Source organism: Micromonospora sp. Llam0 (genome assembly GCF_003751085.1).
Taxonomy (GTDB): domain Bacteria; phylum Actinomycetota; class Actinomycetes; order Mycobacteriales; family Micromonosporaceae; genus Micromonospora_E.
The window spans coordinates 1,565,457-1,583,734 of record NZ_RJJY01000002.1 but is presented as its reverse complement, the minus strand read 5'-3'; the positions used below and the strand labels follow the sequence as shown (position 1 = coordinate 1,583,734).

Below are 18,278 nucleotides of genomic sequence, written 5' to 3'. Positions count from 1 at the left end.
GTGCACACCGACCCGCCGACCGGTCCCGACGCGGAGCTCATCGCCCTCGGCAAGCAGTTCGGCGTCTTCCACCGGTCCGTGCACATGTTCTACCAACGGCTGCGGTTCGACCCGCCGCTGGAGCGGGCGGCGTACACCCTGCTGGTGCGGATCGCCGGCGACCGGCCGGCCCGGCTCAGCGTGCTCGCCGACGGCCTCGGCCTGGACCTGTCCACGGTGAGCCGCCAGGTCGCCGCGCTGGAGGCGGCCGGGCTGGCCACCCGTACGCCGGATCCCACCGACCGGCGGGCCAGCGTGATCGCGGCGACCGAGCTCGGCGTGCAGGTCTACACCCACAACCGGGCGGTCTGGGTGGGCGCGATGCGGGACCTGCTGGCCGACTGGACCCCGGCCGAGATGAGCGAGTTCGGGCGACTGCTGACCCGGCTCAACGAGACGATCACCACCCGCTACGGGGGGACGGATCCGGCGGATCGCTGTCCGCGGGGGGAAGGGGAAACACCACAATGACGACCACCGAGGAGCGGGTCGCGCCGGCGCTCAGCCGCCGGCAGATCCTGCTGCTGCTGGCCAGCCTGATGACCGGCATGCTGCTGGCCGCGCTCGACCAGACCATCGTCGGGGTGGCGCTGCCCACCATCGTCGGCGAGCTGGGCGGGATCAACCACTACTCGTGGGTGGTCACCGCGTACCTGCTGGCGTCCACCGCGTCGACGCCGTTGTACGGCAAGACCGCCGACCTGATCGGCCGCCGACCGGTGTTCCTGTTCGCGATCGGGATGTTCCTGCTGGGCTCGCTGCTGGCCGGCATGTCGCAGAACATGACCCAGCTGATCGTCACCCGGGGCCTGCAGGGGCTCGGCGCGGGCGGCCTGATGACCCTGGCGTTCACCATCATCTCGGACGTGGTGTCGCCCCGCGACCGCGGGCGCTACCAGGGCCTGTTCGGCGCCGTCTTCGGCCTGTCGTCGGTGGCCGGGCCGCTGGCCGGCGGCTACTTCGCGGAGACGAACTGGCGCTGGATCTTCTACATCAACGTGCCGCTGGCCATCATCGCGATGGTCATCTGCTGGTACGTGATGCGGCTGATCCCGTTCCGGCGCCGGGACCACGCGATCGACTGGCTCGGCGCGACCCTGCTGGTGGCCGGGGTCAGCGCCATTCTGCTGGCGCTGAGCTGGGGCGGCGGCGAGTACGCCTGGGGCTCCCCGATGATCATCGGACTGTTCGCCGCCGGCGCGGTCCTCGCCGCGGTCTTCCTCGTCCAGGAGTCCCGGGTCGCCGAACCGATCCTGCCGCTGAGGCTGTTCCGCGAACCGACCTTCGCGCTGGCCAACGCCGCCGGCTTCGTGCTCGGTCTGGCCATGTTCGGCTCGATCATCTTCATCCCGCTCTACCTGCAGATCGTCAAGGGTGCCTCGCCGACGGCGAGTGGTCTGCTGATGCTGCCGATGATGGCCGGCATCATCGTCACCTCGGTGGCCGCCGGGCGGGCGATGACCCGGTACGGCCGGTACAAGTGGTTCCCGGTGGCCGGCTCGGGGGCGCTGGTCGCCGGTGGTCTGCTCTTCACCCAGCTGGAGGTGACCAGCCCACTCTGGCAGGCGTTCCTGGTGATGGTGGCGGTCGGCGTCGGGCTCGGGCTGTCCATGCAGTCGCTGGTGCTCGCCGTACAGAACGCGATCCCGCTGCGCGACCTGGGTGCCGGCACCTCCACGGTGACCTTCTTCCGGACGCTCGGCGGCTCGTTCGGGGTCGCGATCCTCGGCGCGGTGCTCAACGCCCGGCTGACCGGTGAGCTGGCCGACCGGATGCCGGCCGCGATCGCCCAGCTGCCGCCGGAGCAGGCCGCCGACATCGCCGCCGCCGGGGGCGCGGAGATCTCGATCGACCAGCCGGCGGTGATCCTGGCGCTGCCCGACCCGGTCCGGGACGCCATCCAGTACGCCTTCGTGGAGTCGCTGCACACGGTGTTCCTGGTGACCGGCCTGGTCGCGGTGATCGCCGTGCTGATCACGCTGGTGCTGCCGGACCGGGAGCTGCGCGGCGAGGTCGAGTCGCAGGCCACCTCCGCCGACCTCGCCGGATAGTCCGGAGACCGGAGCGGGCCGGATAGTCCGGAGCGGACCGGGCCGGATGGTCCGGTCCGCTCCGGGTCTACTTCAACACCAGCTGGCCGGAGTGCTCGAAGGCGGCCAGGTCGGTGAGGGTCTCGCCGACGGTGCCGGCCAACGGCGCCGGCATCGCGGCGGAAGCGAAGAACCCGGCGTCGGTGGTCTCGTCGGTGACGGTCAGCAGCTCGCCGGCGAAGCCGTCGACCCGGAAGCAGACCACGAACAGCTGGTACGTGTCGTCGAACATGTTGGTGAAGGTGTAGTCGGCGCCGGTGTGCATGGCGAACGGGGTGACCCCGGCGGCCCGCAGCCCGGTCTCCTCGAAGACCTCCCGGGCGGCGCAGCCGGCGATCGACTCGCCGAGCTCCATCGCGCCGGCCGGTAGCGCCCACAGCCCGTTGTCCGACCGCCGGATCAGCAGGACCCGGTCGTCGGCGTCGCGGACCACACAGCGGGCACCGACGAACATCAGGGTACGGTCGCCGGCCAGCGCCCGCAGTTGCCCGAGGTACGAGTCCGCCCAGGAGATGCTGGCCATGGATCAACCTTAGGCGAGGCGGGCGCCGACGTTCGCGTGGCCGGACGACTGCAACTGCTCCACGCCCGTTGGCGGGCTGGCCCTGACCTGTTACGCTTTCACCTGTCAGAAAAACATGACACGTGAAGGAGAGCGATGACATCGGCCACGCCCTCCGGCGACGATCTGGTCGAGAAGCTGGCGGCGCTGGCCAACCCGCTGCGGCTGCGGATCATCGGCCGGCTCGCCGCCGGTCGGGACTACGTCAGCCACCTCTCCCGCGAGATCGGCATCAGCCGGCCGCTGCTGCACATGCACCTGCAGCGGCTGGAAGCCGCCGGCCTGATCGTCGGGAGTCTCGAGCTGTCCGAGGACGGCAAAGCCATGAAGTACTACGAAGTCGCCGATTTCACCCTGCACCTGACCCCGTCGATGCTCGCCGCGGCGGCGGCGACCCTCACCGGACCGGACCCGTCGGCAGCGGGCCCCGCGCGTAAGGAGAAGTCCTGATGTACGCCAACGCGGCGCAGGCCGCATCAAGCTGGCCGGAGACGACCCTCGTCCTCGGGGCGATGGCGCTGGCCGTCATCCTGGTCATCGCGATCCTGTCCACTTTGCATGAGTTCCGCAAGACCCGGACCCTGGCCGGTCAGGAGGAGGCGATGCGCCAGCTGGTGCGCCGCTACGAGCAGCTCGCCGAGAACTCGGTCGACACGCAGCAGCGGGTCGCGGCCGATCTGGCGGAGCTGCGGACCCGGACCAGCGCCATCGAGCAGATTCTGCGGACCGTCGAATGAGCGCCGGTCGGACCACCCCGGTCACCGACACCATGCGGGCCGTCGTCCAGGACCGCTACGGGTCCGCCGAGGTGCTGACCGTGCGGCGGCTGCCGTGTCCGTCCATCACGGACAAGGACCTGCTGGTACGGGTACAGGCTGCCTCGATCAACTACGCCGACCTGGTGTTCGTCACCGGTGAGCCGTACCTCGCCCGGTTGGCCTTCGGCCTGTCCGGCCCCCGGGCGAAGGTGCGCGGGCGCGACGTCACCGGCGAGGTCGTCGCGGTTGGCGCGGCGGTCTCCGACTTCCGGCCCGGCGACCGGGTGTACGCCGAGATCGACAGCGGCAGCTTCGCCGAGTACGCCGCCGTTCCCGCCGACCGGGCCTGGCGTACCCCGGCCAACGTCACCCCGGTGCAGGCAGCGACGGTGCCGCTCGCCGGCGTCACCGCCTGGCAGGGGTTGCGGGACCACGGCCGGCTCCAGCCCGGTCAACGGGTGCTGGTCAACGGCGCCTCCGGCGGGGTCGGCACCTTCGCGGTGCAGCTCGCCAAGGCGCTCGGTGCCGAGGTCACCGGGGTCTGCCGGGACCGCAACGTCGACCTGGTGCGCTCACTCGGCGCGGACGACGTGATCGACTACACCCGGGAGGACTTCACCCGGTCGGGCCGGCAGTGGGATCTGATCTTCGATGTGGCGGGTCGGCACCGGCTGACCGACTGCCGCCGGGCGCTGACCCCGCGCGGAACGCTGGTCCTGTGCGGCGGTACGGGTAGTCGCTGGTTCGGCCCGGTGGGCCGGCTGCTGCGGTCGAAGGTCTGGGCACCGTTCGTCAGCCAACGGGTGACCGGGTTCCTGTCCGCGCCCGGGCAGCAGCCGCTGCGGGAGTTGACCGAGTTGATCGAGGCCGGCCGGATGGTCCTCCCGGTGGAGCGGACGTTTCCGCTGGACCGCGCGGCCGAGGCGGTGCGGTTCTTCGTCGAGGAGCATCCCCGGTCGAAGATCGTCGTCGAGGTGACCCCGGACGGGTCATGATCGACACGCGGTGGCCGGCTCCGGTACCCGGCCGGGCCGCCGGTGCGCGACACTTGTCGTCGACCCGACAGCGGGGTCGAGCCGTGCGCGGGAGCGCAGCGTCGGCGGATCGGAGGTGAGTGGCGTGCTGCTGGATCGGCGACGGGTCGTAACGCTGCTGACCGCCGTCGCGGCGGTCGCCGCCACGGCGGGATGCACCGGGTCGCGGTCGGCCGAGCCGGCGCTGGTGCCGGTCGTCCCCGAGCGGGCCGCGTCGGCCGCGCCCACCGAGCAGTTGCGGGTCGAGGTGCTGGCCCGCTATCCGCACGACACCGCCGCATTCACCCAGGGGTTGGAGCTGGCCGGTTCGGACCTGTACGAGGGCACCGGCCAGTACGGCGAGTCCGAGCTGCGGGTCGTCGACCTGGCCAGCGGTACGGTGCGGCGCCGGGTGAGCCTGCCGGACACCGCCTTCGGCGAGGGCATCACCGTGCTGGAGTCGCGGATCTGGCAGATCACCTGGCGGGAGGGGGTCGCGTACGAGCGCGACCGGGAAACCCTCGACGTGCTGCGCGAGGTGACCTACGACGGCGAGGGCTGGGGCATCTGCCACGACGACGCCGGGGACCGGCTGGTGATGAGCGACGGCACCGACCGGCTCACCTTTCGTGACCCGGCCACGTTCGAGCCGACCGGGTCGGTCACGGTGACCCGCGACGGTACGCCGCTGCGCGACATCAACGAGCTGGAGTGCGTCGACGGCCAGGTCTGGGCGAACGTCTGGCGGACCGACGAGATCGTCCGGATCGACCCGGCGACCGGGCAGGTGGTCGCCGAGGTCGACGCCGGTGACCTGCTGACCGGTGCGGAGCGGGCCGGAGTGGACGTGCTCAACGGCATCGCGGCGGTGCCCGGCACCGATGATTTCCTGATCACCGGCAAGTACTGGCCGGCGCTGTTCCGGGTCCGGTTCGTCTCGGGCTCCTGAGCCCTGGCCCGGGCTCCTGAGTTCTGGCCCGGCGCCGGCGGCGCCGCCCGGTAGCCGCTGGTCAGCGTGGTGCACCGACGACGGCGCGGAGCGCGATGTCGACGGAGGCCTGCAGCTCCTCGCGGCTGGCGCCGGCCGCCGCCTGGACGGCGTGTCCCTCGCTGAGCGCCATCACGAACCGGGCCAGCGCCCGGGCGTCCACCCCGTCGGGCAGGTCGCCGTCCTCGGCCGCGCGGGCCAGCCGTGCGGCCACGGCGGCTTCGGTGGCGGCCCGGCCGGCGGCCAGCATCTCGGAGATCCGGGCGTTCTCCGGCGAGCAGCTCAGGCCGCCCTGGACGGAGAAACAGCCGGCCGGGTGGCTGTCGGCGGTGAGGCCGTCGGCGCTGGCGCGCAGGAGAGCTTCTATCGCGGCGTACGCGGTGGGCTGGTCGAGCGCGGTGCGCACGGTGGCCAGCTGAGCGTCCTGGTAGCGGGCGAGGGCGCGCTGGAACAGCTGCTCCTTGCTGCCGAACGCGGCGTACAGGCTCGGCCGGTTGATGCCCATCGCGGCGGTGAGGGTGCTCAGCGAGGCGCCTTCGTAGCCGTGCCGCCAGAAGACCTCCGTGGCCCGGTCGAGGACCGCCTCCTCGTCGAAGGCCCGGGGTCGGCCGGCGGGGTGTGTCCCTGTGCCCATGCGCCCACTTTACCGCTCGGTACAGATCGTGACCGGGCTCACCAACCGATCGGTACAGAATCTGTTACGGTTCCTCCCAACCGATCGGTACAGAATGAGGGGCGGACCGGTTCCGCCGCCGCTGGGAGGAGACACATGTCAGTCGCACTGGTCACCGGCGCCAACAAGGGTCTGGGCTTCGAGACCGCCCGGCAGCTTCTCGCGTTGGGCCACACCGTCTACCTGGGCGCCCGCGACGTCGAGCGGGGTGAGCGGGCCGCCGCGACGCTGGGCGCGCGGTTCGTGCAACTCGACGTCACCGACGACGCATCGGTACGCGAAGCCCTGGCGGTGGTCGCCTCGGCCGAGGGCCGCCTCGACATCCTGGTGAACAACGCGGGCGTACTCGGACTCGACGCGGTCGACGGGCCGGCGGCCCTGCGGGTGTTCGACACCAACGTGGTCGGGATCTACCGCGTCACCGAGGCGGCGCTGCCGCTGCTGCGCAAGGCCGCGAACCCCACGGTGGTCACGGTGTCGAGCAGCATGGGTTCCTTCTGGGCGGTGACCAATCCGCAGCGCCCGGAGTTCGGTCTACCTGCGGCGCTGTACGCGGCGTCCAAGGCGGCGGCCACCATGCTTACCGTCCAGTACGCCAAGTCCGAGCCGGGCATCAGGTTCAACGCGGTCGAACCCGGCTTCACCGCCACCGACATGACGGCCGCCATGAGCGGTGGACGGCCGGCGGCGGACAGCGCCAGGGTCATCGTGCACTGGGCCACCCTCGACGCCGACGGTCCAACTGGGACCCTGCACGACGAGTCCGGTCCGCTGAGCTGGTAACGAGCAGGAGAGGGACGGTGACAACGACGATCGGGATCATCGGTGCCGGCGAGGTCGGCAGCCAGATCGCGCGGGCGGCGGTGTCGGTCGGATACCAGGTCGTCATCGCGAACTCCCGGGGACCAGAGACGCTGGCCGGTCTCGTCGCCGAGCTCGGCCCGGCGGCGCGGGCGGCGTCCGCCGCGCAGGCCGCGGCCGCCGGCGACTTCGCCGTCGTGGCGGTGCCTCTCAAGATCGTCAACGACATGCCGGTCGACGAACTCGCGGGCAAGATCGTGCTGGACACCAACAACTACATGGTCTGGCGCGACGGCAACATCCCGGTCCTCGACTCCGGAGAGAAAACGGTCCACGAACTACGTCAGGAACAACTCCCGACGTCCAAGGTCGCCAAGGCGTTCACCCACATCCAGGCTCCCCGGCTGCTCACCGCCGGCCGGCCGGCGGGTGCCCCCGACCGGCTGGCGCTGTCGGTGTCGAGCAACTTCCCGGACGCCGTGGCACTGGTGACCCGGCTGTACGACCAGTTCGGGTTCGACACCGTCGACAACAGCCCGCTGAGCGAGTCCTGGCGCAGTGGTCCGGGCCAACCCGCCTGGCTCCGGCACGCACATCAGAACCGTGACGAGTTGATTGTCAACCTGAGGAAGGCGCGGCGTGTGATCCCGGGCTGACCTGCGGACCCCTGGGTTGACCTGCGGTTTGACCATGCTAGCTTGCCGACATGAAAACCGTTACCGTTTCCGTTGGGCTGGCGGTGGTGCTGGCGGTCGGCCTGGCCGGCTGCGCCACCGCCAGCCCCGACGCCGACGCCGGCACCGCCACGACCCCGGCGGCCGACGTCGTCGAGATCACCAACTGCGGCACCACGCTGACCATCGCCGCACCGCCGCGCCGGGCCCTCGCCATGGAGCAGAACGCCACCGAGATCCTGCTCAGCCTCGGCCTGGCCGACCGCATGATCGGCACCAGCTACCAGACCGACCCGGTGCTGCCCGAACTCGCCGACGACTACGCGGCCGTACCGGTGCTCGCCGACCTCTACCCCAACCGCGAAGCCGTCCTCGACGCCGCGCCCGACTTCGTCTACTCCACCTTCACCTCCGCGTACAGCCCGGAGGCCGCCGGCCCGCGCGCCGACCTGGCCGCCCTCGACGTGCCCGCCTACCTGTCCCGCTTCGCCTGCGAGGACCCAGCTACCGGCGAGAGCGCGGTCGACTTCGACGGCATCTTCGCCGAGATCACCGAGATCGCCACCATCTTCGGCGTCACCGAGCGGGGTGAGGCACTCGTCGCCGACCAGCGTGGCCGGCTCGACGCCGCCACCGCGGCCGCCACCGCACCGGCCGACACCAGCCTGCTCTGGTACTACTCCGGCACCGCCACCCCGTACGTCGCCGGATCCGGCGGCCTGCCCGACGCGATCAGCACCCAGCTCGGGGTCACCAACGCCTACGGTGACGCCGAACAGACCTGGCCGGCCGGCAGCTGGGAGGAGATCGCCGCCCGCAACCCCGACGTCATCGTGCTGGCCGACCTGACCCGGGGCGGCGACGGCGACAGCGCCCAGGCCAAGATCGACTACCTGCGGAGCAACCCGACCACCGCCGAACTCGACGCCGTCAAGGCCGGCCGGTTCATCACCGTCTCCGGTTCGTCGATGGACCCGTCCGTACGCAGCGTCACCGCCGTCGAAGCGGTCGCCGCCGGCCTCGCCCAGCTCACCGACTCCTGAGGAACAATCTGATGACCGACCTGATGACCGACCAGTTCACCCCGGCCGACGCGCGTCGACTGCTCGACCTGTGGGACACCCAGCAGGCCGCGTACGTCGCCCACCGGGAGAACCGCTTCCAGGCGATGCGCGACGTGCTGCGCCTGCACCTCGGCGACCGGCCGGCGACCGTACTCGACCTGGCCTGCGGACCCGGCGCCCTCACCGACCGGGTGCTCACCGAACTGCCCGCCGCCCGCTGCGTCGCCGTCGACTACGACCCGATGCTGCTGCGCATCGCCACCGCCGCGCTCGCCGACCACGGCGACCGCGCCGACGTACGCGACCTCGACCTGGTCGCCGACGACTGGGCCGACCGGCTCGGCGTCGACACCGTCGACGCGGTGGTCAGCTCCACCGCCCTGCACTGGCTCTCCCCGGCGCAACTGCTCGCCGTCTACACCGCCGCCGCCCGGCTGCTACGCCCCGGCGGAATCCTGCTCAACGCCGACCACCTGCGGTTCGGCCCCGAGCAGCCGACCCTGGCGACGCTGGCCCGGCAGCACGACGAGCAGACCCAGCAGGCCGGCTTCGCCGCCGGAGCGCTGCGCTACGACGCCTGGCACGCCGAGGCGGCCCGCACCCCCGCCCTCGCCGCCCTGACCGACGAGCGGCAGCGGCGCTTCGTCGACCGGCCGCAGCAGCCGGACTCGCCGCTGCAGTTTCACCTCGCCGCGCTGCGTACCGCCGGATTCGCCGAAGTCGGCACCATCTGGCAGTACCTCGACGACTACGTGGTCTTCGCCCACCGATGACCATCGCGCCGCCACGGGCGAGTCCCACCCGGGTGCGGGCAGCACGGGGTGCCCGCACCCGGGGGCCGGTCCTCGTCCTGGCCCTGGCCGTCCTGACCCTGAGCGTCGCCGCCGCGACCACCATTGGCACCGCCGACCTGACCGTCGCCGACGTGTTCCGCACCCACGCCGTCCACCTCGGACTGCCGGTGACCGGGCTGCCGCCGCTGGCCGACAGTATCGTGTGGAACCTGCGTACCCCTCGGGTGCTGCTCGCCAGCCTGGTCGGCGGCGGCCTCGCGGTCTGCGGCGCGGTCCTGCAAGCGTTGACCCGTAACCCACTGGCCGACCCGTACCTGCTGGGCATCTCTGCCGGAGCGTCGACCGGCGCGGTGTCGGTGCTGGTCTTCGGCCTCGGCGTCGGCACCGCCGCGCTCACCGGCGGGGCGTTCGTCGGCGCCGTCGCCGCGTTCGCCGCCGCCCTGGCCATGGCCGGCCGCCGATGGACCGAACCGTCCCGGATCCTGCTCGCCGGGGTCGCCGTCGGCCAACTCTTCGCCGCCGTCACCAGCCTGATCGTGGTCTCGGCCGCCTCACCGCAGCAGACCCGGGGCGTCACCTTCTGGCTGCTCGGCTCGCTGACCATGGCCAGCTGGCCGTCGGTGGCGCTGGCCGCCGCGGTCACCACCGTGGCTGTCCTGATCTGCTGGGCCGCCACGCCGGCGCTCGACGCGTTCACCTACGGCACCGACATCGCCCAGTCCCTCGGTTTCGCCCCGGCGAAGGTCCGGGCGGCGCTGTTCACCACCACGGCGTTGCTGGCGGCGGTCCTCGTCGCGGCCAGCGGCGCGATCGGCTTCGTCGGGTTGACCGTGCCGCACGCCGCCCGGTTCCTGGTCGGCTCCCGGCACCGGATCCTGCTGCCCACCTGCGCGATCATCGGCGCCACCTTCCTGATCTGGGCGGACACCGCCGCCCGGACCGTGTTCGCGCCGCAGGAGGTGCCCGTCGGGGTGGTCACCGCACTGCTCGGGGTGCCGGCGTTCGCACTGCTCATCCGCCGTCGGCAGGCGCCGGCATGAGACTGCGCGCCGAGAAGATCAGCTGGGCGGTACGCGGGAAGCCGCTGCTCGCCGACGTCACCCTCGACGCGCCCGCCGGCACCCTGGTCGGGCTGCTCGGCCCGAACGGCTCCGGCAAGTCCAGCCTGCTGCGGGTGCTCGCCGGCCTGCAGCGGCCGGACACCGGCCGGGTGCTGCTCGACGGGGTCGACACCCGGTCCATGCCCCGCCGGGCACTGGCCCGGACGTTGGCACTGGTCACCCAGCACACGGCGGCCGACGTGGACATGTCGGTACGTGACGTACTGCTGCTGGCCCGGATCCCGCACCGGCCGCTGCTCGCCGCGACCACGGCGGCGGAGGTCGCCGCCGCCGAGCAGGCGCTGGCCGACGCCGGGTTGGCCGGTTTCGCCGACCGGCGCTGGTCGACGCTGTCCGGCGGGGAGCGGCAGCGGGTCGACATCGCCCGTGCGCTGCTGCAACAGCCGCAGGTGCTGCTGCTTGACGAGCCGACCAACCACCTGGACATCCGCCACCAGCTGGAGCTGCTGCACCGGCTGGCGCGGGAACCGGTCACCGTGGTGACGGCGCTGCACGACCTCAACCTGGCGGCACGGTTCTGCGATCAGATCGTGCTGCTGCACGCTGGCCGGGTAATGGCCGCCGGCCCACCGGCGCAGGTGCTGACGCCAGCCCGGATCGCCGAGGTCTACCAGGTGACCGCCGACATCGATGTGGACCCGGTCGGTCATACCCGCGTCCATCTACGTCAGAGCATCGAATCAGTCCACTCAGGCTAGCTGGATCAGGAACCACCGCTTACTCATTGACAGTGAGCGATCAGCCCCGTAGCGTCGCGATCCACTTGACTTTCGGTGGTCTCTACGGGGGAGGACCGGATGGCAGTCGTTCAATGGCGCGCATTCAGAGGCGCACGGCGGCGAGCGGTGGCGGTGGCGACCGCAGCGGCACTGCTACTGACCGTCGCGACCGTGATCACCGCCGAGGAACCAGGGCGGTTCGACGCGGTCCTCGCCGCACCCAGCACGATGCAGGGGCGAGCACTGCAGGCCGCCCGGGAGAGCGGCGCACCGGTCCGCGTCGACGGGCAGACCTCGGAGACGACCGAGGTGTGGGCCCGCCCGGACGGCCAACTCGAGGCACGGATCTCCGCCGACGTCGTCCGGGTCCGCCGCGACGGCGCGTGGGTGCCGGTCGACCTGCGGCTGAGCCGGGCCGCCGACGGCACCGTCGCGCCTGCCGCACACCCGAACGACCTACAGATCTCCGGTGCCCGCCCGGCCGGCACCCACGAGCTGGCCGCCGTCGGCCACGACGACGCCCGAGTTGCGATGAGCTGGACCGGCGCACTACCGGAGCCACGGCTCGACGGACCTGTCGCCACCTACCCCGATGTGCTGCCCGATGTGGACCTCGTGGTGCGGGCCACCCGGACCGGGTTCGAGCAACTGCTCACTGTGCACGACCGCGACGCGGCAGACCGGATCCGCGAGATCCCCCTCCTGCTGACCGGGCCGGGCATCGCCGGGCACCGCCACGACGAACTCGGTGGCGTCACCCTGACCGGTGCCGACGGCGAAACCACCGCCACCATCCCGGCACCCGCTATGTGGGACGCGCAGACCACCCCGGCCGGCACACCGGCCCGCACGGCACCGATCGACACCACGGTCACCGCCCGCGCCGACGGCGTCGACCTCGTGCTGCGCCCCGCCGCCGACTGGCTGGACTCGCCCGACACCGTCTACCCGGTGACCCTCGACCCGACGGTCAACCCACTGTCCACCACCTTCGACGCGTACGTACGGGAAAGCGTCACCACGAACCAGAGCGGCACCGACGACCTGCAGATCGGGCTGCTCGCCACCAGCCCACCGACGATCACCCGATCGTTCGTCACCTGGAACGCGGCGGTGCTCGCCGGCAAGCAGATCAACTCGGCGACCGTCCACTTCTGGAACTGGTGGTCGCACACCTGCACCCCGAAGGCATGGGAGATCTGGTCCACCGGCGCGGCCAGCACCGCCACCCGGTGGACCAACCAGCCGCAGTGGCTGCACCGCGAAGCCAGCTCCACCATGACCAAGGGCTACGACTCCAGCTGCGACGACGGCTGGTCGACGATCAGCGGCACCGGGTTCTTCCAACGGGCCGCGACCGCCGGGGCGAGCCAGGCCCACATGGGCATCCGGGCCACCGACGAAACCGACACCGCCACCTTCAAGCAGTTCCGCTCCCGGGACACCTCCGCTTCCTCACAGGTGCCGTACGCCGTCGTTACGTACAACTCGTGGCCGACGGTGACCGCCCGGTCGACGGTGCCGGCCACCGCCTGCGTCACCGGCACCAACCGGCCACTGGTCAACACCTTGACCCCGCAGCTCCAGGCCAGCGTCGCCGACGACGACGGCACCGCGATGTCGGTCGAGTTTGAATGGTGGGCGGTCGGCGCCACGGCGCCGCTCGGCGGCCAGACAGTCGGCACCGTCCCCTCCGGTGCCACCGCGAGCGTCACCGTGCCGGCCGGCGCGTTCCTCGACGGTGGCCGCTACCAGTGGCGGGTGCGGGCCGACGACGGCGTCAGCGGCAGCGCCGTATGGTCCGACTTCTGCGAGATGACCGTCTACGTGACCGTGCCACCAGCGGAAGGCTGCGTCGGCGGAGTCGCCAACGATTACGACGGCGACGGAGTGGCCGACGTGGCGATCGCTGACCCGGAAGCCACCGTCGCCGGGCAGGCCGAGGCCGGCCAGGTGCACGTGCGCTACGGCGGCAGCGGCACCGTCGACACCCTGCACGAGAACAACATCCAGGGATCCGGGGCCGCCGGGGCCGGCGACCAGTTCGGCGCGGCGTTGGCCAGTTACGACGTGAACAACGACGGCTGCACCGACCTGGCCGTCGGGGTGCCGTACGACGATCTCGGCGGACAGGCCGACGGCGGCTTGGTGTACCTGCTGCTCGGCTCCACGGACGGGCTCGCCGGTGGCCCGTCGTCGATCATGCTGCACCAGAGTCAGTCGGAGTTCCCGGAGACAACCGAGGCCGGCGACTGGTTCGGGTTCTCCCTCGCCGCCGGGCACACCGTGGTCGGTGAGCCGTTTCTGCTGATCGGCGCCCCCGGCGAGGACGTCGGCACCGCAGTCGACACCGGCGTGGTGCACTACCTGAGAGGCACCGCGAACATCCTGCTCAGCCAGGGCGGCAACGGTGTGGTCGGCGCGCTGGAGAACGACGACAGGACCGGCTATGCGCTGGCCGCGTCGAGCCACCACTTCGCCATCGGCTCGCCGGGCGAGGCGATCGGCGCCGAGGTCTTCGCCGGCGCGGTCAACGTCTTCAGCCACCAGTACACCTCCGGCCGCCCCACCCTGGTTGGCGCGATCGACCAGGACCAGGCCGGCGTGTGGGGGACCTCGACCGCGAACGACACGTTCGGCAAGTCGCTGTCCATGGTCGACTACCGGGCGGCCGGCGCACCCGTCGGCGGGACCGACTCGTTCCTCGCCGTCGGCGCTCCCGGTAAGGAGTACGGTACCGCCGGCATCGCCGACACCGGCGTCGTACAACGGTTCCACGTCACCGACAGCGGATTCACCGAACTGCCGGTCCTCGCCCAGCACATCGTCGGCATACCCAGCGGCGACGAGGAGGGCGACTACTTCGGTGAGCGGGTCCACCTCGTCAACCTGGCACCCGGATCGGCCGCGACCGCGCAGAACCTGCTGCTGGCTGTCGGCGCCCCCGGTGAGGACACCGGGTCAGCCGCCGACGCCGGAGTGATCCGGGTGTTCGGTGCGGCCGCGGACCCGATCACCGGCTACGCGACCGTGGAACGGGTGTCCGGTGCCCTGCCCGGGGCACCGGCCGCGCAGGAACTACTCGGCCTGGCGATCGCCGGCAACCAGACCCATCTGTACATTGCCAGCCCGTACTCCGACCAGGCGGTCTACGCCATCCCCTGGTCGACGCTGGCCGGCGGGTCGGCGACGCCCGAGCACGTCTGGCGGGCCGGCGATGGCGGCTTCCCCGCCGGAGCGGTCGCCTTCGGGACGGCGGTCGAGTGATGGCCATCGACAGGTGGAACGGCGTGACGGGGGAGGACCGCGACATGATCGGTGGCAACACGAAGTTCAGTGTCCGACGCCGGCTCGGGCTGAGCCTCGGCCTGGCCGGGCTGCTGACCGCGTACGCGGTGGTGTCCAGCCCGGCGGTGGCGGCCCCGGACCGGACGGCGCAGGCCGCCCCCGCACCGGCGGCAGAATCGGACGAATCGGCACCGGCACCGGCCGTGGACGGCGCGGAGCCGGTCCGGCAGACCGAAGCCGAGGCGTTCGCCCACGCCGTCGACATCGGTGAGCGGGTCGAAATCGGTGCCCTGCAGGGTGAGAGCACCCAGACGTTCGCCAACCCGGACGGCACGCTGACTTCGGTGCAGCACGCCCAGCCGTTCCGGGTGGTCCGCGACGGCCAATGGGTGCCGACCGACGCGACCCTGGTCACCGCCGCCGACGGCAGCATCGGCCCCCGGGCCGCCACCCTCGGGCTGCGGCTCTCCGGTGGTGGCGACACCCCCCTGGTACGGGTGCAGCGCGCCGGCCGCAGCATGACCCTCGACTGGCCCGGTGCCCTGCCGGAGCCGACGGTCGACGGTGACCAGGCCATCTACGCCGAGGTGCTGCCCGACGTGGACCTGGTGGTCGATGTCGAGGTCACCGGTTTCTCCCACGTACTCGTGGTCAAGACCCCGGAGGCGGCACAGCAGCCAGAGCTGGCCGAGCTGGAGTTCGGCCTGGCCACCGCCGGGCTGACCGTGCAGGACGGCCTCGAAGGTGGGCTGGCCGCCGTCGACACGATGTCCGGCGCGCCGGTGCTGGAGGCCGCCGCACCGGCGATGTGGGACTCGGGTGACGACACCGCCGGCACCGACGCCGCGACGCCGGGCCGGACCGCTCCCGACGCCGGAGACGCGACCGGTGTCGACGCCACCGAGTCCGCCCCGCCGGGTGCCAGCCAGGCACCGATCGGCTGGCGGATCGACGGCGACACCCTCACCCTGCTGCCCGACCAGGCGATGCTCACCGATCCCGACACCCGCTGGCCGGTCTACATCGACCCGGTCTGGCAGGACACCCGCAGGAGCGACTGGGCGATGGTTGCCAGCGGCTACCCGCACATGTCGTACCACAAGTTCTCCGGCACCGAAGGCGTCGGCAACTGCCCGGTCAACTCCGGGCAGTGCAACAAGGTCGGGAAGAAGCGGATCTACTACGCGCTGCCCACACCGTACGCGGGGCGGACCATCCTGAGCGCGGAGTTCCGGGTGACGATGACCCACACGTACAACTCGACCCCGAAGAACGTCTCGTTGTACCGGGCGTCGTCCGGCATCAGCTCCGGCACGAACTGGAACAACAAACCGGCGCTCGGCGTCCTGCTGCAGACGAAGGCACCGACCGCGAAGAAGGACTCCTGCACCTCGACGAACCAGAACGTCGGCTTCACCGCCACCGCAGCGGTGCGGGAAGCTGTGACCAAGGGCTGGTCGACGACCACGTTCGGACTCGCCGCCACGGACGAGAACGACCAGACGGCGTTCAAGCGGTTCTGCGGAAACGCGCTCCTGGCTGTGCACTACAACCGGACACCGAGCCAACCGAAGCAGTCCGAGTTGACCATGTCACCCGGTGGCCAGTGCGTCACCGGCACCAACCGACCGTACGTGGACACCCCGCCGACGCTGTTCATGGTGCTACGCGACCCGGACCACAGCTCGTCGCACACCGAGGATGTCCGGGGCCAGATCCTCTACTACTGGTACGACTCGGCCGGCACCCGGGTCAACAACTACGTCACCACCGGGTGGAAGGCCAGCGGTTCCCGCTTCCAGTACACCCTGCCATCGAACATCCCGCAGAACACGCCGATCACCTGGGAGGTGCAGGCCGGCGACTCGGAGGTCTGGGGGCCGTGGAGCTGGGAAGGCAGCACCCAGACCGCCTGCCAGTTCGTCTACGACTCCACCGCGCCGGCCGCGCCGGACATCGACTCTCCGGAGTATCTGCCGCTCGACGCCAGTGAGCACACCAGCGCCTGCGTCGAGGACGACCAGCACCGGGGCGGGGTCGGCATCTACGGCACCTTCATTTTCGACTCGGTCTCCACCGACACCGTCCGCTACCTGTACGGGTTCAACACCAACCCGTTGCCGGACAACGAACTGGTGCCGACCAGCCCCGGCGGCCCGGTGTCACTGCGCTGGATGCCGGTCGATGACGCTCCGAACATCGTGACGGTGCAGGCGGTCGACCAGTCCGGCCTGCGGTCGGCGATCGCCACCTGCGTGATATCCGTGCCGACCCGGCTGGCGGCCGGCGAGTGGGGGCTCGGCGAGGCGGCCGGTGCCGTGTCGGCCGAGGACGCCCGGGGCAACCATCCGGCGGTCGCCGGGGCCGGGGTGACGTTCGGGGTGTCCGGGCCGGGCTGCGGTGATTCCGGCTCCGAGTGCCAGTTCGACCGGGCAATACAGTTCACCGGCGACGCCGCCGAAAGCTACCTGGCCACCACCAGCTCGGCGCTGGTCGACACGTCGAGCGGGTTCGGAGCCAGCGCCTGGGTGCGGCTCACCGACGACACCACCGACCGGGTCGCGGTCAGCCAGGACGGCAGCGGCGAGCCCGGCTTCACCCTCGGCTTCGACGCCGCCACCGGCAAGTGGGAGTTCGCGATCCCGTCGACGGACGTGCTGTCGCTGGGCGGCTGGTCGGTGACCAGCACCGCCCCGGCGATTCGCGACGAATGGACTCATCTGGCAGCCGCGTACGACCCGGAGCTCAAGACGATGACGCTGTACGTCAACGGGGACGTCCAGCCGACGGCGCAGCGTCGGTCGGCGTGGAAGTCCCGGGGCGCGGTGCAGATCGGTCGGGCGTACGCCCGCAGCGCCCACACCGCCGGCTGGGCCGGCGAGCTGGCCGACATCGCCGTCTACGACCGGGTGCTGGTGCCCCGGGAGGTCAGCGAACTGTCCACACTGCGGCCTATCCGCCTCGGCTACTGGCCGTTGGACGACGTCTCCGGCGACCGCAGCCCCGAATACGACGACGAGAACGGCCAGGAGCTGCTGTTGGAAAACGGTGCCCACCTGTACGCACCGGACGTCGACGCAGACCCGTTCGCCGAACCACCGCTGGTCGGCGGCGGACATCTGGTACTCGACGGGGTCGACGACCGGGCCCGCACCGACGCGCCGGTGGCGGTGACCGACGGCAGCTTCACCGTCGCCGCCCGGGTCCGGTTGCCCAGCCCGACCTGTGGTGACCGGGATCAGGCGGTGCTCTCCCAGGCAGGCACCGTCGCGAGCGGATTCGTCATCCGCTGCGGCAGCGCCAACCGCTGGGAGCTGGTGCTGCCGCACAGCGACAACAACGACCCGCAGACCACCCTGGTCTTCGATGGTGAACAGTTGCCAAGTGCCGACCAGTACGGCCAGCACCTAGCGGTGGTCTACGACGCGTTCCGCAACGAGCTGCGGCTGTTCGTCAACGGCGAGGTCGCCGTGACCGCCGCCGCCACCTACACCGCCGGCTGGCGGGCGGACGGACCCCTGCAGGTGGGCCGGGCGCTGCACAACGGCGGCTTCGGCCAGTACCTCGGCGGTGTCGTCGACGAGGTACGCGTCTACACCGGGGTCGCCGACGACGAGACGATCCAGCTGATGACCTCCATCGATCCGAACCCGTACCTCTGACCCGATGCCTCGCTTTCCCGCCCGCTTCGCCC

General features: G+C 71.4%; 16 protein-coding genes. 14 read left to right on the top strand and 2 right to left on the bottom strand.

The annotated features are described in order from the left end of the window. Positions 1–510 (top strand): MarR family winged helix-turn-helix transcriptional regulator, encoded by a 510-nt coding sequence (locus EDC02_RS34620; RefSeq protein WP_123606360.1) that lies wholly within the window; start codon positions 1–3, stop codon positions 508–510. Then, on the top strand, positions 507–2,090 hold the full coding sequence (locus EDC02_RS34615; RefSeq protein WP_123606359.1) for an MDR family MFS transporter: 1,584 nt from the start codon (positions 507–509) through the stop codon (positions 2,088–2,090). Before EDC02_RS34620 ends, EDC02_RS34615 begins: the two co-directional genes overlap by 4 nt. Positions 2,091–2,157: 67 nt before the next feature. Here the strand turns inward: EDC02_RS34615 and EDC02_RS34610 are convergent, their stop codons facing one another. Then, entirely contained in the window at positions 2,158–2,652 is a 495-nt protein-coding gene (locus EDC02_RS34610; protein ID WP_233606592.1) for an NUDIX domain-containing protein, read from the bottom strand. A 135-nt stretch (positions 2,653–2,787) separates the two neighbouring features. On the opposite strand from EDC02_RS34610, the gene EDC02_RS34605 reads away from it, so the two are divergent. From EDC02_RS34605 to EDC02_RS34590, 4 genes are all read left to right on the top strand, one after another. After that, positions 2,788–3,141 carry a winged helix-turn-helix domain-containing protein gene (locus tag EDC02_RS34605; protein ID WP_123606358.1) on the top strand — a complete coding sequence of 118 codons (354 nt, stop codon included), beginning with the start codon at positions 2,788–2,790 and terminating at the stop codon, positions 3,139–3,141. Then, positions 3,141–3,428, top strand: a complete 288-nt coding sequence (locus EDC02_RS34600; protein WP_123606357.1) for a hypothetical protein — start codon at positions 3,141–3,143, stop codon at positions 3,426–3,428. Before EDC02_RS34605 ends, EDC02_RS34600 begins: the two co-directional genes overlap by 1 nt. A 32-nt stretch (positions 3,429–3,460) precedes the next feature. Next, positions 3,461–4,444, top strand: coding sequence for an NAD(P)-dependent alcohol dehydrogenase (locus tag EDC02_RS34595; protein ID WP_123607383.1), 984 nt, complete (start codon positions 3,461–3,463; stop codon positions 4,442–4,444). Positions 4,445–4,568: 124 nt separating this feature from the next. After that, a complete protein-coding gene (locus EDC02_RS34590) occupies positions 4,569–5,411 on the top strand; it encodes a glutaminyl-peptide cyclotransferase (RefSeq protein ID WP_199758021.1) in 843 nt (280 codons plus the stop codon). 61 nt (positions 5,412–5,472) lie between these two features. Here EDC02_RS34590 and EDC02_RS34585 read toward each other — a convergent pair whose 3' ends face one another. Beyond that, positions 5,473–6,084, bottom strand: coding sequence for a TetR/AcrR family transcriptional regulator (locus EDC02_RS34585; RefSeq protein WP_123606356.1), 612 nt, complete (start codon positions 6,082–6,084; stop codon positions 5,473–5,475). A 135-nt stretch (positions 6,085–6,219) separates the two neighbouring features. Here EDC02_RS34585 and EDC02_RS34580 point away from each other — a divergent pair, with 135 nt between their 5' ends. The 8 genes from EDC02_RS34580 (at position 6,220) to EDC02_RS34545 (ending at position 18,246) form a co-directional block, all read left to right on the top strand. Then, positions 6,220–6,906: an SDR family NAD(P)-dependent oxidoreductase gene (locus EDC02_RS34580; protein WP_123606355.1), complete on the top strand. Its 687-nt coding sequence runs from the start codon at positions 6,220–6,222 to the stop codon at positions 6,904–6,906. A gap of 17 nt (positions 6,907–6,923) precedes the next feature. After that, entirely contained in the window at positions 6,924–7,580 is a 657-nt protein-coding gene (locus EDC02_RS34575) for an NADPH-dependent F420 reductase (RefSeq protein WP_123606354.1), read from the top strand. A gap of 50 nt (positions 7,581–7,630) precedes the next feature. Continuing rightward, positions 7,631–8,641 carry an ABC transporter substrate-binding protein gene (locus EDC02_RS34570; RefSeq protein ID WP_199758020.1) on the top strand — a complete coding sequence of 337 codons (1,011 nt, stop codon included), beginning with the start codon at positions 7,631–7,633 and terminating at the stop codon, positions 8,639–8,641. A gap of 11 nt (positions 8,642–8,652) precedes the next feature. Continuing rightward, positions 8,653–9,435 (top strand): class I SAM-dependent methyltransferase, encoded by a 783-nt coding sequence (locus tag EDC02_RS34565; RefSeq protein ID WP_199758019.1) that lies wholly within the window; start codon positions 8,653–8,655, stop codon positions 9,433–9,435. Then, positions 9,432–10,496, top strand: a complete 1,065-nt coding sequence (locus EDC02_RS34560; RefSeq protein ID WP_123606353.1) for an iron ABC transporter permease — start codon at positions 9,432–9,434, stop codon at positions 10,494–10,496. Before EDC02_RS34565 ends, EDC02_RS34560 begins: the two co-directional genes overlap by 4 nt. Then, positions 10,493–11,275, top strand: coding sequence for an ABC transporter ATP-binding protein (locus tag EDC02_RS34555; RefSeq protein WP_123606352.1), 783 nt, complete (start codon positions 10,493–10,495; stop codon positions 11,273–11,275). Before EDC02_RS34560 ends, EDC02_RS34555 begins: the two co-directional genes overlap by 4 nt. 99 nt (positions 11,276–11,374) lie before the next feature. After that, complete coding sequence (locus EDC02_RS34550; RefSeq protein WP_123606351.1) at positions 11,375–14,563, top strand: FG-GAP repeat protein; 3,189 nt, start codon at positions 11,375–11,377, stop codon at positions 14,561–14,563. A 23-nt stretch (positions 14,564–14,586) separates the two neighbouring features. Further along, positions 14,587–18,246: a LamG-like jellyroll fold domain-containing protein gene (locus EDC02_RS34545; RefSeq protein WP_148083758.1), complete on the top strand. Its 3,660-nt coding sequence runs from the start codon at positions 14,587–14,589 to the stop codon at positions 18,244–18,246. Positions 18,247–18,278: the final 32 nt, after the last annotated feature.

Bases quoted from the DNA above. Each gene is read 5' to 3' on its own strand.
- EDC02_RS34615 (WP_123606359.1), top strand. From the start codon at position 507: ATGACGACCACCGAGGAGCGGGTCGCGCCGGCGCTCAGCCGCCGGCAG.
- EDC02_RS34610 (WP_233606592.1), bottom strand. From the start codon at position 2,652: ATGGCCAGCATCTCCTGGGCGGACTCGTACCTCGGGCAACTGCGGGCG.
- EDC02_RS34605 (WP_123606358.1), top strand. From the start codon at position 2,788: ATGACATCGGCCACGCCCTCCGGCGACGATCTGGTCGAGAAGCTGGCG.
- EDC02_RS34600 (WP_123606357.1), top strand. From the start codon at position 3,141: ATGTACGCCAACGCGGCGCAGGCCGCATCAAGCTGGCCGGAGACGACC.
- EDC02_RS34595 (WP_123607383.1), top strand. From the start codon at position 3,461: ATGCGGGCCGTCGTCCAGGACCGCTACGGGTCCGCCGAGGTGCTGACC.
- EDC02_RS34585 (WP_123606356.1), bottom strand. From the start codon at position 6,084: ATGGGCACAGGGACACACCCCGCCGGCCGACCCCGGGCCTTCGACGAG.
- EDC02_RS34580 (WP_123606355.1), top strand. From the start codon at position 6,220: ATGTCAGTCGCACTGGTCACCGGCGCCAACAAGGGTCTGGGCTTCGAG.
- EDC02_RS34570 (WP_199758020.1), top strand. From the start codon at position 7,631: ATGAAAACCGTTACCGTTTCCGTTGGGCTGGCGGTGGTGCTGGCGGTC.
- EDC02_RS34565 (WP_199758019.1), top strand. From the start codon at position 8,653: ATGACCGACCTGATGACCGACCAGTTCACCCCGGCCGACGCGCGTCGA.
- EDC02_RS34560 (WP_123606353.1), top strand. From the start codon at position 9,432: ATGACCATCGCGCCGCCACGGGCGAGTCCCACCCGGGTGCGGGCAGCA.
- EDC02_RS34555 (WP_123606352.1), top strand. From the start codon at position 10,493: ATGAGACTGCGCGCCGAGAAGATCAGCTGGGCGGTACGCGGGAAGCCG.
- EDC02_RS34550 (WP_123606351.1), top strand. From the start codon at position 11,375: ATGGCAGTCGTTCAATGGCGCGCATTCAGAGGCGCACGGCGGCGAGCG.